The following is a 15007-nucleotide window of genomic DNA, read 5'->3' on the forward strand; positions in this document are numbered from 1 at the left end:
ACGGTGGGTCAACATGGACAGGAATCTACAAGTTCTTACAAAAAAAGCCGGTTTTTGCCAACTCAAATTTTCCCAAATAATGAAAATTAAAAAAAGTTGCCCTAACCGGCGGCTTTTTTCTTTTGCCCCATGCAGCATTCCCTAATCTTTGCAAAATGTGCAATATATCAGGCTAAAAACCTTTAATTTTGGTTTAATGCCTGACCAAACGGGCAGTTAATTAATGGCCCTAATTGATATCTCTTTACCCCGGTCGGTTGCCCGTGCGTTGCGATTACCAGCGAAATCACCCAGGCGGCAGCAGATAAGGGTGCTAAAGAAATTGCTGAAAAAAGCCCGGTTTACCGAATTCGGTCAAAAATACCGGTTCGATGAGATCCTATTGAGCAAACACGCCGGGAAAAAATTCCAGCAACTGGTCCCTACCTATGATTACAACAAGATTTATGCTGAATGGTGGCATAAAACCCTTGAAGGAAAAAGGGATATTTGCTGGCCCGGAAAGATCAAATATTTTGCCCTTAGCTCCGGAACTTCCGAATCTGCAAGTAAGTATATACCCATTACAAACGACCTGATGCGGGGTAACCGTATCGTCATGATAAAGCAATTGCTTTCTTTACGCACCTACCACGATATTCCTGTAAAAAGTATTGGCAAAGGATGGCTAATGCTGGGCGGTAGTACCGACCTGCAAAAAGGTCCGGGTTACTACGCCGGCGACCTTAGCGGCATAACCGCCAAAAAGGTTCCGTTCTGGTTCTCCCCTTTTTATAAACCCGGGAAAAAGATTGCCCGTACCCGTGACTGGAACAGTAAAATTGAAGCCATTGTTGAAGAAGCACCCAATTGGGACATTGGTTTTGTGGTGGGCGTTCCGGCCTGGATCCAGATGTGTATGGAAAAGATCATTGAACGTTATCAGCTGAATTCCATTCACGACATGTGGCCGAACCTTGCGTTCTTCGTTCATGGCGGCGTTTCGTTCGAACCCTATAAACACGGCTTTAATAAACTGGTGGCCAAACCGCTTACGTTTATTGAAACCTACCTGGCGTCGGAAGGGTTTATTGCATACCAGGACCGCCAGGATACGCATGGCATGAAGCTGGCCCTGAATGATCATATCTTCTTCGAATTCGTTCCGTTCAACAACGATAATTTCGACGCTGACGGCAACCTGGTTGAAAACCCGGAAGCACTGATGATACACCAGGTGGAGGAAGGGAAAGACTACGCCATTTTGCTAAGCACTACTGCCGGCGCATGGCGTTACCTGATTGGCGATACGGTTCGGTTTGTTGATAAAGAGCGTTGCGAAATTATCATCACCGGCCGCACCAAACACTTTTTGAGCCTTGTAGGCGAACACCTTAGTGTTGATAATATGAATAAGGCCATAAAACTGGCCAGTGAAGAATTGAATGTAAACATTCCTGAATATACAGTAGCCGGTATTCCTCATGGTTTGTTCTTTGCCCATCAATGGTGGATTGCCTGTGACGATGCAGTTGATCCTGAATTACTGCGTCAGAAAATTGACGACAGCCTCAAAGAATTGAACGACGACTATGCCGTAGAAAGAAACAGTGCGCTGAAGGAGGTATATCTGAACGTTTTACCTGTTTCAAAGTTCATGGAGTTTATGCATTTAAAGGGAAAGATAGGCGGACAACACAAATTTCCACGTGTTATGAAAGGTAAGATGTTCGAAGACTGGGCAACATTTATTGAAACCGGTACCATTTCGAAACCAGCATAAAAATTTCTGATTTTCGATTTTAGTGATTTTGAGATTTTATGAAATGCCCGTGGTAGTAAGAAATCTCTAAATCTTCTAAATTCCCGAAATCAGAAATCCCCAATATGTTACCTACCTTGCGTACACGTATAACTAAAATCGGAATATTTATAAGGCATGTGGCAAGCCATAATTAGTGGGTTAACGCTGGGATGTATCCTTGCTCTCTCTGTAGGGCCCGTAATATTTACCGTAATTAAGCAAAGTTTAAATAATGGACATACCGGCGGGCTGGCCTTTGTTACCGGGGTATGGATCAGTGATATTGTTCTTGTTATAGTAAGCAATGCCTTCTCCTCTTTTGTTACCGGGCTAATGGCTTATAAGAATGTCATCGGTTATTTGGGCAGCACCTTCCTGGTAGGGGTTGGCGTTTACTATCTGTTCTTCAAAAAAGTAACCCTTCGAACCGATGCCGACGGCAATGCCCTGAAGGTTCGCAAACTCGATATGTTGAAGATCCTTTCAAGCGGGTTTTTACTGAATACCCTTAACCCCAGTATTTTTCTCTTCTGGCTGGGAACCGCATCTGCTTTCGCAAAATATACTTTCAATCAACGGCTGCTGATCTTCTCCGTTTGCCTGGCTGTTAATATAGCTGCTGATATCTTTAAAGTGATGCTGGCCGGTAAACTGCGCAACAAGCTTACCCTGCATAACATTTCATTGATAAATAAAGTGTCTGGCGTGATACTGGTTGGTTTTGGGATAGCGCTTTTTTATGCTTCTTTTTTCATGCCCGACAGGATCATGAATTGATCTGTACAGGTTGGCTTGTTCAAGGCTGCCATTTGCGGCCGGTCTCTTTAACAAATCATTAGTTAAATTACAAAAAGGCGCTCTGTAACTTGTTGCCGAATGAAGAAAGCTTTACTATTTATATTACTGCTATCTGTAACAGAAGTGACCTTATCACAAACCTCCGATTTTGTCGTATTAAAAAAACGCAATAACAGAACGATAAAGACCTATTATCCGGGCGCTTTTCTAGCTGCACAAACATATAACGGGTTTTCAATAAATGGATTTATAAAAGATATTCGAAACGACACTATAATAGTTCTTCAACAGGAACGCCGTTTAACGGGTACCGAATTCGGTTCTTCCCTCGATACCTTCTCGTACACCATTGGTATAGACTATCATGAAATAAAGACCTTTCATTATACGAGCCGGTATACCTGGGGCCGCAAACGGGGTTTTGCCCAAATAACCCTTCCCCGCCTGATGAAGGTGGGTGGCGTGGGTTTCCTGATCCTCGAGCTGGTAAACACCGCTTACCGCAAGGAATCTATCACTGCAAATAATAAGATAGTTCCATTAGGGATAGCTGCCGGCGTAGCCGCAACAGGCTTTGCAATAACTTACTTTCAGAATAAAAGCGACAAAGCCGGGGGAAAATACAAAGTGGTATATGTGAAAAATTCAAAATAAGAAAATATACCGGGCTTATATAACGTTAAAGGAACAGCAATCAAAATTGTTATCTTGCAGGCCAAAGAAGTTCCTTACTCATGTCAACTACAACGAAAGAAAAAGCCCTTCGCATCTGGCGCATAATTAAACGGACTTTGATCTTTCTGATACTTTTTCAGTTTTTTTATATCCTCCTTTTAAAGTGGGTTGACCCGCCTTTTACCTTAACACAGTTGGGTAGCTTATTTACCGGCAATGGGTTAAAGCGGGATTATGTCGACATGAAGCAGGTTTCTTCCTATGGCCGCTTATCGTTCATTGCCGCTGAAGACCAGTTATTCCCCGATCATAATGGGTTCGACTGGAAGAGCATCAATAAGGCAATGGAATATAACAAAAAGAAACCCAATCGTATAAAAGGCGCTTCAACCATTAGCCAGCAGGTTGCCAAAAATGTTTTCCTGTGGCAGGGCCGCAACTGGTTCCGCAAGGGCCTTGAGGTATATTTCACCTTTATGATCGAATTGTTATGGGGTAAACAACGCATTATGGAAATGTACCTGAACGTTTCTGAAATGGGCCCCGGGATATTTGGAATTGAAGCGGCGGCACAAAATTATTTTAAGAAGCCTGCCAAAAAGCTCACCCGCCAGGAAGCGGCCATGATAGCATCGTGCATGCCTAATCCAAAAAAATATACCGTAAAGCCTTTGTCGAGGTACGTTGCCAACCGGTACCCCTGGGTGATGAAACAAATGGCCTTTCTGCAAAACGATCCCGATATTCAAAAGATCCTGCAATGATCATTCAACACACAGCTCAAACTCGGTACTGTTAATTGATGGAAATCCCGGCAGCATGGAGCCGATACATAACCGGGCACTATATGTTCCTGCAACCACATCGCGCGGAATACGTATGGTAAGCTCAAAACTGACCCCTGTTAGCTTTTGAACAGTGGCTCCCGAATTGATCAATGTTTTTACATCACCGTCTTCGTATAGCACCAGCCATACAGGCGTTTGGCAATAAGCAGGTTGTTGAAATAAAGGCATATAATTGCCCGGAACCGAAACCTTCGAATTTACTTTAACGGCGCCCTTTTTCACCGCGGTGCATTTAATTTCAGTAAATAATACCCGCGAAAAGGAATAGAAATTTTGATGAATACCATCCTGCGGAAAGGGCCAGCCATGTGGGTTGAAAAGCCGCCTGAAATAATCGTTGTTATCGGGCACATCCATATAAACCGTTTTACCCATCAATGAATCTTCAACCGGCCACATATTGAAATTGTTTCGGCGGTAATATGGCGAGTTCAATGAAAACGCCGGCATCCCCGAATAGAACCAGTACTTCGATGCCTTTTGATAAGTATCGATAAACACTACAGGCAGATTGCCCGCTTTCCTGTGCATCTCGGTTGTCCATGTACGGTTACCGTGAAACTCGTTGCGTTTTATCCACGGTATTGGCGGAAACCACGACATGATATAAAGCCGCACTGCTATGATAACCAGCAGGGTGATGGGTATACTTCTATAGATCCATTTTTGTAAACGGTAGTTCTTTACCAGATATCGATGGCTTAACACCATTAACGGTATAAAGGCTGCCACTGTCCAGTTAGCCTCAACGCGTCCCTTGTAGGTGCTTAAAAGAAAAACTATATAGGTGCCTGCCAGGGTGAATTGCATGGCCCGTTCAAGATATGAATATGGGCGGTAGCGGAAGGTTGCCCATAACAGGAACCAACCAATGACGGGGCCGGCAAAAGCTATTTGTGCAACCAGGTATTCGATTGTAAAAGCGAACCTGTAATTTGCCGCATTGCGCTCGAACAAATGGAATTGAATAGAAGGAAAATTATGCTGGTACTGCCAGTACAGGTGCGGGGCAAAAAGTACCAGGCAAACCAGTGCCGCAACATATGTGTTTATGTTTACAAATAATTTCAGGTTCGATAGCAGTACAAAAAATATAACTAGCACGCCATGATACTTGCTGTACAACATACACGCCATACATATACCCAGCAGGATGGCGTTGGAAATATTATTATTTTGAAGGAACCGTTGATAAAGCCAGAAGAAAAGTACTACGAAGAATAACAATGGCGTATCAGGTACGGCAATAAAACCGCCTACCTGAGCAACGGCAACAGAGGTGGCCACCGCGTAAAATAACAGATCGTCTTTTTTACAGGTAAGTTGATGTACAACAAATACAGTGGCTGTATTTAATATCAGAACAAATAACCGAACGCCCACCTCGTTTTGAAAAATGGCGTAACCCGCTTTTATCATAGCGGCGATCATGGGAGGATGATCAAAATACCCCCAATCGATAAATCGGGAATACACCCAGTAATAGGCCTCATCGTCGAAGAGTTCAGTATTAGCAGCTTGTATAAAACTCAATAACGCCCATCCGACATAGAAAACCAACCTGTGATTTCTTAGCAGCGCGTTTTGCATATTGCATCAACAAAGCAACAATTGAAACGGTTCTATTGTATAAATAAATCGTTTACCGCCTGAATGGCTTTTTGGAACCGTTCATCATAATTCCCCGATATCTCTACCCAGGGAACCGGTTGATCAGTGAGTATGTTTTTGTATATCGCATATAATTCCTGCCGCGGAGCCAGGTCGGGATACTCTCTTAATGCATCATGTGTCCAGGGCAGGTCAATATTGCATAAAAGGTATAAATCATATTTTCTTTTTGTAATCTGATCCAGTATCCACGGGTGGCATTTACCAAAAACAAATTCGCACCACACTTTCATTACATATTGATCGGTATCGATAAACAGCAGCTTTGAGGCAGGTGTGGCTTTTTCGATATAGCTTTCTTCCAGCAACAGCTGGCCTCTGGCAATGGTAAGCAAATCCTCATAAGTGTATTCAGTGCCATGTTGTATCAGGTACTCACGGGCGAATTCCGGCACCCAACTGGTGCTATAATGTTTTGCCAGCTGTTCGCTTAACGTACTTTTTCCCGTTGACTCCGGACCAATGATCACTACTTTTTTCATCAAAATCTTTTAATGTTTTTTGCCCTGAAGTTCAGCCCCTTCCTGAAATGCTTTACCGTGTTGCAATGCCCGTCTTTTCCATTCAAACAAACCAAATACGGCCATTACAAATAAGATGAAGTAGAATACGCTGGTAAAAACATATTGTTTGGCGAAGTATAAAGGTATGGAGGCAATGTTAGTAGCTATCCACCAGTACCAGCTTTCCACTTTCTTTTTAGCCATCAGCCACATGCCGGTGAATGCGGTAGCAGACGCAAAAGCATCGGCCCAGGGAATAGTGGCCGAGTCGAATGCTCTTCTCAGCCAGGTGAGCGCGCTGAAGATCGCGATATAGAAAAAGGCAAAGAACAGTAATTGTTGTAACCATTCGCGCCGGTTACTGAATTGCACCGTTACCACGTAGTGTTGTTGCCTGTCTTTTTTCAGCCAAAGCACCCAGCCGTATATACTCATAACAGTATAATACAGATTAACGCTGGCCTCGCCATATAAACTCCGCTCGGCGCTCAGGAATATATAAATGACGGTGCTGATAAGGCCCACCGGGTATACCCATATATTTTCAATGCGTGAGAACCATACGCTCGCAATGCCCGAAAACACCGCAATGTATTCGGGAAGTGTGGTGGCGCGCATGCCTTCTACAAATTGGTTCAGGAACTGCTCGAATGTCATTGTGTAAAAAAATGCAATTTAATTCTATTGACAATATAATAACGGATGAGGTATTCTCTGCATTCCGGCCTGTTTTACGATATTTGGCCATTAAATATTTTACCCCTTGAGTTATTTTTCCAATAAAACCGTTTGGATTACCGGCGCTTCTTCGGGTATTGGCGAAGCGCTTACCTATGAACTTGTAAAACAGGGCGCAAACGTCATTATTTCGTCCCGCCGGGAAGAAGAGTTGAAACGTGTGCAGCAGCAGGCCTGTCAGAACGGGTTGTCCGGGCAGACCGGTGCATCGAATGTATATGTGCTTCCGCTCGATCTGGAGGCGGCCGGTTCCTTTCCCGCAAAAGTACAGGAAGCCATTGGCGCGTTTGCCCAAATTGACATTATGATCCATAACGGTGGCATTAGCCAGCGATCGAAGGTAAAGGATACCCTGCCGGCTGTGCAACGGAAAGTAATGGAAGTTGACTATTTCAGCTATATAGAGCTTACCCGCCTTTTATTGCCGCACATGCAGCAACGAAAAACGGGTCACATAATAGCGATCAGCAGTGTAATGGGAAAAATAGGAACGCCTATGCGTTCAGCCTATGCTGCGGCCAAACATGCCCTGCATGGTTTTTTCGACTGCCTGCGTGCAGAAGTATGGCGCGATAATATAAAAGTTACGTTGATAATGCCGGGGTATATAAGAACGCAGGTTTCACTGAATGCGGTTACTGCTTCGGGCGGGAAGTTAAATGAGCTGGGGAAGAATATTGGGAACGGTTACCCGGCCGGTAAAACGGCGCAGCAGATTCTGAAGGCAATACGAAAAGGAAAATTTGAAAAATATGTTGGCCGCCCTTTGTCGCAGGAATGGATGGCAATACACCTGATGCGTCTTTTTCCCACACTGGCCTTTAAGATCTTTAGAAATGCCGTACCGGAATAGTACCATCGTACAATTCGCAAAACTTTTTAAGATTGATCAATCCTTCGGCAAACTGACGCTTCAGGTTTTTATGGATCACAAAGCCCATTAACCGGCCTATGGGATAAGGCAACATGCCACTGTTTTGCCAGGTAACTTTTGTTTCCCCGATACCCCAGTCTTCAAAAAGCCAGTTATCGCGGGCAATGGTTCTTATTGGTTTTATAAATTCCAGATCGAAGTGAATATGCTTTTCATCGATATCACGAAGGGTAAGGCTGCCCGTGCCGATCTTGCTATCTTTCCAAGAATATTTATGCCCGGGCCTTTTCGACGTACCGGTTATGGTGGGTTTACTTTGAGCGCCTTTTGGCTGCCAGGGATTCCATTGAATGTGATTATGAAAATCAGCTACTTTGTCCATCACAAAAGCGCATGGCTTTTTTATTATAGCCGACTTCTCTATAAAATACCCATTTGGTAAAAATAGTGCTATGATCAGGAGTAGCACTGTCACAACCACTAATGCCCCTAAAATATACAGAAAGGTCATAAACCTGCTGTTTTGCTGAATTTACTGCATTCCCGCAATACAGCCAAGCATGGTTGATATTTTACCGTCGTAAAATTAAAAGTCGAAGCGGATAGCTGCAGTTGTGTAAAAAAGGTTATCGGCTTTTTGTGCAAGGCCATTGGAGGTAATTACGTTTTGCGGAATAACCCAGGCAGGCGTTAAAATGAGATTCATTTTCCCGATCCCATACACAACCGGGCAGGAGAACTCGTACGACATTACGCTGAAACGGCTGCTGCTTTCGGTTACAGCCTGCTCACCAATGGGAAGAAAAAGAAAACGTTTTTCCTGCATCCAGGTTTTTGAAAAGCGCTGTGTTCCAAAATAACTGTAAGCGGCAGGACTGATCACTATCACGCCTTTTTTTCCAACCGGATCGAACCGGAAAGCATGGTCAAGCCCGGCATATGCACCAAAGTCGGTCTGGTTGCTGAATTTCGCATCAGCGCCACCGTAAATGCCTACGATCTTATTGTTGTGAACCAGGTTTATACCGGCCTGCGCTTTCACTACCGATTGTACAAGGTTAACCCCGGCATCGTAGAAAAAGCGGGTGCCGAAAATATTTCCCCGCCAGTTCCCTTTTTTGTTTTTGAATTTATACCCCGCTTCTATGGTAGTAGCGCCATATGTAGTAGCCACTGCATTGTTGATAAATATAAAACTGGAGAACAGGTATAATCCATTGTTCAATGCAATACCTGCAAATGGATAAATACCCTGGCTTTTCAGACTGTCGGTACGTCCATAATAATTCAATCCGGAATTATAGCCAACACCGGCAGTGATCGTTATTGTCTTTTTCTTTTCGGTGGTAATTGAGTCGGCTTGCTGGGCATGAACTGCCAGGCAGGTAATAACAAGTAGAAAAAGGGCGGTTACTCTTTTCATAAAAACAAATTGAGGGTGCTGTTAAAAAAGCCTTCCCGCTTTGGGCGGGAAAGGCTTATGGTCACAGAAACACTATTGTTGTTTGCCTGCTTTTACAGCGGCCTCACTGTTTACTGCAGAAGAAGATGATACAGATGTGTTTGATGCTGTTTCCTTAACGGCACTTACCGTATTGGTTGTGGTTGCTTTTACCTTTCCTGAAGTTTGACGGGTTGTTGACACGGCAACTTCTTTTGTTTTTTGAACATTCTCTACAACGGCTCCGCTTACCTGTTCAGAAGCTGCATTGTTTGAGTTACCGGAAATACTAACCGCTTTATCTGTGCCGGCTGAAACCGCGAGAACATTATCACCGGAAAGTGTAGCTGCATTTGTATTGGTATTGTTTTGAATGGCAATGCCGGTATGTACGCTGGCATTGGTATTTTGACCTGCCTTATTATTAATACCGGCCACTGCATTTTTTGTTGTGGACATCGTGTTGGAAGCAACTGATCTGGTGGTATTCACTGATTTTTGAGTGGCACTTTGAACAGAGGTACGGGTTGATTGAACGGCGGAACCTACGCCACCGGTGTTGATGCTTGTAACACTACGCAGGCTGGCCGAAGTAGTGGCGCCGAGGTTAAGTTGCGCTTTCGCTGCAGTACCAATTATCGTGGCTGCTGCAGTAGTAATAAACAGGATGTGTACTTTCATAATTCTTGATTTTAGTTAAATAAATAGTCGTTTTCAGGTTAAGACAAAAGTTGCCCTCTTCAACCGGTTGCATAAGAAAATGCCGCCTGTTGAAACAAATCAGTGCCATTAAAATTTTAGCTGTTCAGTTAGGAGTAACCCTAAAAGATGGTACTGTAAGTACCGTATATGTTTTTTTTATGACCGTTTGTTTGGCTAATGGTTTAATCGGTAGTTAAGCCATGTGATTGCTTTCATCGTCCCTTTTGCCTTCACGTATGTATAAAAAAAGGTCCCGCCACACGGCGGGACCTTAAGAACGTGTAATATATTAACCGGTTACAATTATTATTCTGCTTCAGCCACTACTTCTTTAACCTCGGGGATCATACGCTTCATCATGCCTTCAATGCCTGCTTTCAATGTGATCATTGAAGAAGGGCAGCCACTGCATGAACCTTGTAACATCAGGTTTACAACACCGTCGTTATAGCTTTTGAACTGAATGGCACCGCCATCCATTTCAACAGCCGGTTTTACGTAGTTCTCCAGTAATTCTTTAATACGTTTAACCACGTCATCGTCATCGGCGGCTACTGTATTAGAGCTTTCCTGTTTAATTGTAGCAATCTCTTCCTCATTGATCACTACTTTATTTTCTTCAAGGTATTCTTTCAAAAACTGGCGTATGGTTGGAATAACATCATTCCAGTCGGTTTCAACGGTTTTTGTAAGCGTAACAAAGTTGCTGGCAATGAACACAGCTTTTATAAAGGGAAAACCAAATAATTCGGTAGCCAGCGGCGAGGCCTTTGCATTTTCCAGGTCTGGAAAATCAATGCTTTTGCCGGGGTACAACAACTTATTAGCCACAAATTTCATTGTCTCCGGATTAGGCGTCATTTCGGTATATATACTTATGACTGGACTTCCTGTTTTGATCATGATACTTCCTTCGTTTAAGTTGAATACAAAAATAACAAATGCCCGCTGCAATTGTTTCTTATTTTGAAAATCTTTAAACCGGGGATGAAGGTCAGGCGGGGAACTGCTGAAAATTGCCTGCGGGCGGGTTGAAACCGGTAAAGGCAGGGTTAGTGATCGCAATCATCTTCGTGCGCATGGTTATGTACCCGGCAGGCCCTGAAGTTCATTAAATGGGCGGTTACGATCATTAAAACAGCAACAGGCAGTATCCATAACTGGTATTGATGCCATATTTGCTTGGCGATCAGGCCGGTAATGCCAATAGCAAAGATGATAATGGGCAGCGCGCTATGGTGATGTTTTTTATAGCCATGCCGTAATGAGTATACCCCGATACCAAAGGCCACGAGGATCATAAAATACTCAAACGCCTCATTTTCAATGATGTTTATGCCTAAAACAGGCAAACTGGTTAAAAGAAGGGGTAATATTGCGCAGTGGATTGCGCAGGCAAGTGAAGCGGCCACACCCATCGCATCCCAGTTTACTCTAAAATTCATGGCCCGAAGATAAGAAGTAAATTATTTCGCATGCAACTTTGTTGCAAAAAGATTCGTTATAAAATAAATTCATTGAAGGCGGAATGGGTAGCCGTACCTTTGAGGCCTGAAAAATCATCCCTGATATGAGTCGGAAAGCGATCTATTATATTGCATTTTTTATAGTGCTGGCGGTTGGGTTTTATTACGCCATGACCCAGGTAATACCTGGCTTTGGCGACGTTAAACTGCCCGTGGTGAACAAGGTGAAGCCTTTTAGTTTTACAAACCAGGATGGCCGCCAGGTAACAGAAAGAACGGTAGAAGGCAAAGTGTATGTGGCGGAATACTTTTTTACCACCTGCCCAAGCATTTGCCCGCAGTTGAACAGCAATATGAAGAAGATCTATGAGGAGTATAAGAATGAGCCGGCTTTTATGATCCTGTCGCACACCGTTGATCCCGATAATGATACGGTAGGCAGGTTGAAATGGTATGCCGATTCAATGAAGGTAAATACCCAACAGTGGGTATTTTTAACGGGAAGGAAAGACAGCCTGTACCTGGCTGCGCGCAACAGCTATGTGCTCGACGATCCGCAGAACAACCTGCAAAATATAAATGACCAATTTTTGCATACTCAGTTTTTTGCCCTGGTAGACAGGATAGGGCGGGTTCGCAAAATTTACGACGGCCTGAAGAAAGATGAGCTGGAAGAGCTGAGAAAGGATATAAAGAAGCTGTTGCGGGAAAGAAATACAGGCGAGCGTTTCTCAAATAATATTTTCGGCAGTTAATACTGCCTGGATTAATGTTTTCACAAATGGAGGCACAGATAGACGAAATACTACGGAAAAATCAGTTAAGCGTAACTGGTAGCCGGAAGCGCATTCTGGAATTGTTTTTAATGAGCAATGGGGCGCTGGCCCATGGGGATATTGAAAAAAAGACCGGTGAAAAATTCGACCGGGTAACCGTATACCGTACCCTGCAAACATTTCTTGAGAAAGGCATTATTCATACTATTCCCACATCAGATAATTCGGTACTATACGCTCTTTGCAAAGACAATTGCAGCGAAGGCCATCACCACGATGACCATGTTCATTTTATTTGCCAGAAATGCGCAAAAACAATTTGCCTGGCCGATGTTCATATTCCTCAAGTAAAATTACCGGGTGGGTTCTTACCACACGATTACCAGATGGTAGTAACCGGATTGTGTGCAGCATGTCGCTAAAAGCTTGACGAAGATCATGAAATCGCTATCTCCGGTTATCCGGCAGCGGAAGAGTCATAAGCATAAGTAATAAACAACGGGCAAAAAGGGCATCCGCGATTGATAAGGGAGGCCGGATATTGGCAATCCCTCCAGATTCCCGGTTGGTTTTCCTTTATGAGTATCGGTATACCATAACCGGTTTTTAGATACTGAAAGAAAAGGCGTGAAAAATTAAAGCGGAATTAAAATTGCTGCGAAGATTTGCAAAACTCAATGCTTAAACAATTTTGCCTGAATCAAATGAAATGCCCGTCGGCATTGATTTTCATTTATTCAGTGTTGTTAACAAAACTTTAAATGCCTGAAAAAACAAAGCCCCGATGTAGAAACACCGGGACTTTTGGTTAAGGCTCTGATTAGTAGCTATTTTATGATGGCAGGTAGCATTGCTACCCTGGTCAAAATTTTTTTAGTGCTACAAATATAATAGAATGAATTAATATTTCGCATACCATGAACTGGGTATTTTTTTCCCGGCTAGGGATGAACGTTTAGTTTGTCCATTTCGCTTTTCACAAACTCCATTAACTGCTTTATATAGTCGGGTGAAAAATTAAAAACCAGTCCTGCTGCCTTGTAAAGTTCAGGCAACGTTTTGGTGCCGCCCAGTTGTAAAGACATCATATAGTTATTAAGCGCTGCTGATTTGTCTTTTCTGAACTGCATCCACAAACCAATTGCGCCCAGCTGAGCAATACCGTATTCAATATAGTACAAGGGAACCTCAAATAAATGAAGCTGGCGCTGCCAGGCGTATGTACGATAGCCTTCAAGGCCTTCCCAATCGATAACACTGCTAGAAAACTCATTCAGGATCTCCATCCATTTTTTTGCTCTCTCCTCTTCGGTATGAGAAGGATTTTCGTATACCCAGTGTTGAAATTTGTCAATGGTGGCAATCCAGGGGAAGATGGTGATCACTCTTTCCAGTTGGTGTTCTTTGGCCCTGATCAGGTCTTCTTCTTTATTGAAGAAAACATCCCAGGCATCCATGCTGAACAATTCCATCGACATGCTGGCCACTTCGGCTATCTCCATTGGGTATTCTTTAAAGGAAGTTAACTCCAATGGATGGGCGAGAAATGAATGCACCGCATGGCCGCCTTCATGTACCATTGTGGTAACGTCACTCATTTGTCCGGCCGCATTCATAAATATAAAGGGGGCGCCGGTTTCGGCGAGCGGACAATTATACCCACCCGGAGCTTTGCCTTTACGGCTGTCGAGATCGAGGCGTTTCATTTCGCTCATTTTGCGCAGGCAATCGGCGAAAAAGGGATGCACCCGATCAAAGCATTGAATACTTTTCTCCAATAACTCACTACCGGTGCTAAACGGGTTTAGTGGAGCAACGCCTTCCGGTTCTGCTTCTGAATCCCAGGGGCGTAAGGAAGTAAGGTTCAGTTTTTTCTTTTTGCGCTCATTGATAATGTTTACCAACGGCAGCACGTGTTGTTTCACTGCCTCATGAAACTGAAAGCAGTCTTCTTTTGTATAGTCGAACCGGCCCAGCTCTTTGAATTTATAATCCCGGTAATTATCGAACCCGGCATTTTTACCAACCTGATGCCTTTTCTGCACCAGTTGCGTATACAGGTTGTTCAGTGCTTCCTTGTCCTGAATGCGCCGCTCATTGATCTTGCGGTAAACGCTTTCGCGTAAACTGCGATCGTGGCTTTCCAAAAACTTGCTGGCCTGTTGCAGAGTGTATTCCTTACCGTTCACTTCAACCGTCATTTTGCCGGCAATAGTGCCAAACTGCTGGGCCAGTACGGCCAGTTCAGATTGGAGGGGAATATTTTCTTCGCGAAACAACTCAATGCTTTTTCCAACGCTCCGCAGGTAGGTAAAATACTTTTGCTTATCGAGTTCTGCTACGAAAGGGCTTTCAACCAGTTTTTTATTCAGCTTATCGGCATAGGGCTGAATTTTGGGTTGTATTTCGGTAACAAAGAACACAAATGCTTCTTCAAGCGATTTGTTTTCGGTATCGCAGGTCATTTTTATCTGGCGCCAGCAGGCGTCTTCGCTCACCACGGCTTCCAGCTCGCTCATATCGTGCAACCATTTTTCCAGGCCGGCTTTAGTGTTAACCGGCCTGTCGAGCAGGTTTTTGAAATATGGCTCAAGATTATCCCAGGTAGTTACCGTAAAATCCTCCGGCAAAAAGTGCCGGGGCAATTTTTTTATGTCTGCAGTATGATTCATTAGTTCACCTTTTTAAAATAAGAAAGCTACAAACTTCCGGTATAAAAACCAGCAGCCTGT

At 43.7% G+C, this 15007-nt stretch carries 16 protein-coding genes; 7 read left to right on the forward strand and 9 right to left on the reverse strand.

The window, feature by feature from the left end; genetic code table 11:
- Positions 1–223: 223 nt before the first annotated feature.
- The 4 genes from A4R26_RS32720 to mtgA all read left to right on the forward strand — a co-directional run bounded on the left by A4R26_RS32720 (position 224) and on the right by mtgA (position 4020).
- Positions 224–1762: a GH3 family acyl-acid amido synthetase gene (locus A4R26_RS32720; RefSeq protein WP_081171148.1), complete on the forward strand. Its 1539-nt coding sequence runs from the start codon at positions 224–226 to the stop codon at positions 1760–1762.
- 156 nt (positions 1763–1918) lie between these two features.
- Positions 1919–2560: a LysE family translocator gene (locus tag A4R26_RS32725; RefSeq protein ID WP_242675082.1), complete on the forward strand. Its 642-nt coding sequence runs from the start codon at positions 1919–1921 to the stop codon at positions 2558–2560.
- 99 nt (positions 2561–2659) lie between these two features.
- Positions 2660–3235: a hypothetical protein gene (locus A4R26_RS32730; protein ID WP_081171150.1), complete on the forward strand. Its 576-nt coding sequence runs from the start codon at positions 2660–2662 to the stop codon at positions 3233–3235.
- 80 nt (positions 3236–3315) lie between these two features.
- On the forward strand, positions 3316–4020 hold the full coding sequence (gene mtgA / locus A4R26_RS32735; RefSeq protein WP_081171152.1) for a monofunctional biosynthetic peptidoglycan transglycosylase: 705 nt from the start codon (positions 3316–3318) through the stop codon (positions 4018–4020).
- Here mtgA and A4R26_RS32740 read toward each other — a convergent pair whose 3' ends face one another.
- The 3 genes from A4R26_RS32740 to pnuC all read right to left on the reverse strand — a co-directional run bounded on the left by A4R26_RS32740 (position 4021) and on the right by pnuC (position 6935).
- Positions 4021–5664 carry an ArnT family glycosyltransferase gene (locus tag A4R26_RS32740; RefSeq protein ID WP_165760498.1) on the reverse strand — a complete coding sequence of 548 codons (1644 nt, stop codon included), beginning with the start codon at positions 5662–5664 and terminating at the stop codon, positions 4021–4023.
- A gap of 62 nt (positions 5665–5726) precedes the next feature.
- The gene (locus tag A4R26_RS32745) at positions 5727–6257 is read right to left on the reverse strand and encodes an AAA family ATPase (RefSeq protein WP_081171156.1); all 531 of its coding nucleotides are present in this window, start codon (positions 6255–6257) and stop codon (positions 5727–5729) included.
- Positions 6258–6266: 9 nt separating this feature from the next.
- Entirely contained in the window at positions 6267–6935 is a 669-nt protein-coding gene (gene pnuC / locus A4R26_RS32750; RefSeq protein WP_081171158.1) for a nicotinamide riboside transporter PnuC, read from the reverse strand.
- A 106-nt stretch (positions 6936–7041) separates the two neighbouring features.
- Between pnuC and A4R26_RS32755 the strand changes: the two genes are divergently transcribed.
- Complete coding sequence (locus A4R26_RS32755) at positions 7042–7869, forward strand: SDR family oxidoreductase (RefSeq protein ID WP_081171160.1); 828 nt, start codon at positions 7042–7044, stop codon at positions 7867–7869.
- Here the strand turns inward: A4R26_RS32755 and A4R26_RS32760 are convergent.
- From A4R26_RS32760 to A4R26_RS32780, 5 genes are all read right to left on the reverse strand, one after another.
- Complete coding sequence (locus A4R26_RS32760; protein WP_081171162.1) at positions 7847–8401, reverse strand: SRPBCC family protein; 555 nt, start codon at positions 8399–8401, stop codon at positions 7847–7849. The two genes, A4R26_RS32755 and A4R26_RS32760, sit on opposite strands and share 23 nt — an antisense overlap.
- A gap of 75 nt (positions 8402–8476) precedes the next feature.
- Complete coding sequence (locus A4R26_RS32765) at positions 8477–9313, reverse strand: hypothetical protein (RefSeq protein WP_081171164.1); 837 nt, start codon at positions 9311–9313, stop codon at positions 8477–8479.
- A 72-nt stretch (positions 9314–9385) separates the two neighbouring features.
- Entirely contained in the window at positions 9386–10012 is a 627-nt protein-coding gene (locus tag A4R26_RS32770; protein ID WP_081171166.1) for a hypothetical protein, read from the reverse strand.
- A gap of 327 nt (positions 10013–10339) precedes the next feature.
- Complete coding sequence (locus A4R26_RS32775) at positions 10340–10936, reverse strand: NifU family protein (RefSeq protein WP_081171634.1); 597 nt, start codon at positions 10934–10936, stop codon at positions 10340–10342.
- Between the two features lie 149 nt (positions 10937–11085).
- Complete coding sequence (locus A4R26_RS32780; RefSeq protein ID WP_081171168.1) at positions 11086–11478, reverse strand: MerC domain-containing protein; 393 nt, start codon at positions 11476–11478, stop codon at positions 11086–11088.
- Between the two features lie 125 nt (positions 11479–11603).
- Between A4R26_RS32780 and A4R26_RS32785 the strand changes: the two genes are divergently transcribed.
- Both A4R26_RS32785 and A4R26_RS32790 read left to right on the forward strand, forming a co-directional pair.
- Positions 11604–12254, forward strand: coding sequence for an SCO family protein (locus A4R26_RS32785; protein WP_081171169.1), 651 nt, complete (start codon positions 11604–11606; stop codon positions 12252–12254).
- A gap of 26 nt (positions 12255–12280) precedes the next feature.
- Positions 12281–12697, forward strand: a complete 417-nt coding sequence (locus tag A4R26_RS32790; RefSeq protein WP_081171636.1) for a Fur family transcriptional regulator — start codon at positions 12281–12283, stop codon at positions 12695–12697.
- A gap of 519 nt (positions 12698–13216) precedes the next feature.
- Here the strand turns inward: A4R26_RS32790 and A4R26_RS32795 are convergent.
- A complete protein-coding gene (locus A4R26_RS32795) occupies positions 13217–14947 on the reverse strand; it encodes a M3 family oligoendopeptidase (protein ID WP_081171171.1) in 1731 nt (576 codons plus the stop codon).
- Positions 14948–15007: the final 60 nt, after the last annotated feature.

The organism is Niastella populi (genome assembly GCF_002078015.1).
In the GTDB taxonomy this organism is placed as follows: Bacteria; Bacteroidota; Bacteroidia; order Chitinophagales; family Chitinophagaceae; genus Niastella; species Niastella populi.

Excerpts from the sequence above, each read along its gene's own strand:
- A4R26_RS32780 (WP_081171168.1), bottom strand. The coding sequence starts at position 11,478 with ATGAATTTTAGAGTAAACTGGGATGCGATGGGTGTGGCCGCTTCACTT.
- A4R26_RS32765 (WP_081171164.1), bottom strand. The coding sequence starts at position 9,313 with ATGAAAAGAGTAACCGCCCTTTTTCTACTTGTTATTACCTGCCTGGCA.
- A4R26_RS32785 (WP_081171169.1), top strand. The coding sequence starts at position 11,604 with ATGAGTCGGAAAGCGATCTATTATATTGCATTTTTTATAGTGCTGGCG.
- A4R26_RS32760 (WP_081171162.1), bottom strand. The coding sequence starts at position 8,401 with ATGACCTTTCTGTATATTTTAGGGGCATTAGTGGTTGTGACAGTGCTA.
- A4R26_RS32795 (WP_081171171.1), bottom strand. The coding sequence starts at position 14,947 with ATGAATCATACTGCAGACATAAAAAAATTGCCCCGGCACTTTTTGCCG.
- A4R26_RS32790 (WP_081171636.1), top strand. The coding sequence starts at position 12,281 with ATGGAGGCACAGATAGACGAAATACTACGGAAAAATCAGTTAAGCGTA.
- mtgA (WP_081171152.1), top strand. The coding sequence starts at position 3,316 with ATGTCAACTACAACGAAAGAAAAAGCCCTTCGCATCTGGCGCATAATT.
- A4R26_RS32720 (WP_081171148.1), top strand. The coding sequence starts at position 224 with ATGGCCCTAATTGATATCTCTTTACCCCGGTCGGTTGCCCGTGCGTTG.
- pnuC (WP_081171158.1), bottom strand. The coding sequence starts at position 6,935 with ATGACATTCGAGCAGTTCCTGAACCAATTTGTAGAAGGCATGCGCGCC.
- A4R26_RS32730 (WP_081171150.1), top strand. The coding sequence starts at position 2,660 with ATGAAGAAAGCTTTACTATTTATATTACTGCTATCTGTAACAGAAGTG.
- A4R26_RS32745 (WP_081171156.1), bottom strand. The coding sequence starts at position 6,257 with ATGAAAAAAGTAGTGATCATTGGTCCGGAGTCAACGGGAAAAAGTACG.
- A4R26_RS32725 (WP_242675082.1), top strand. The coding sequence starts at position 1,919 with ATGTGGCAAGCCATAATTAGTGGGTTAACGCTGGGATGTATCCTTGCT.
- A4R26_RS32775 (WP_081171634.1), bottom strand. The coding sequence starts at position 10,936 with ATGATCAAAACAGGAAGTCCAGTCATAAGTATATATACCGAAATGACG.
- A4R26_RS32770 (WP_081171166.1), bottom strand. The coding sequence starts at position 10,012 with ATGAAAGTACACATCCTGTTTATTACTACTGCAGCAGCCACGATAATT.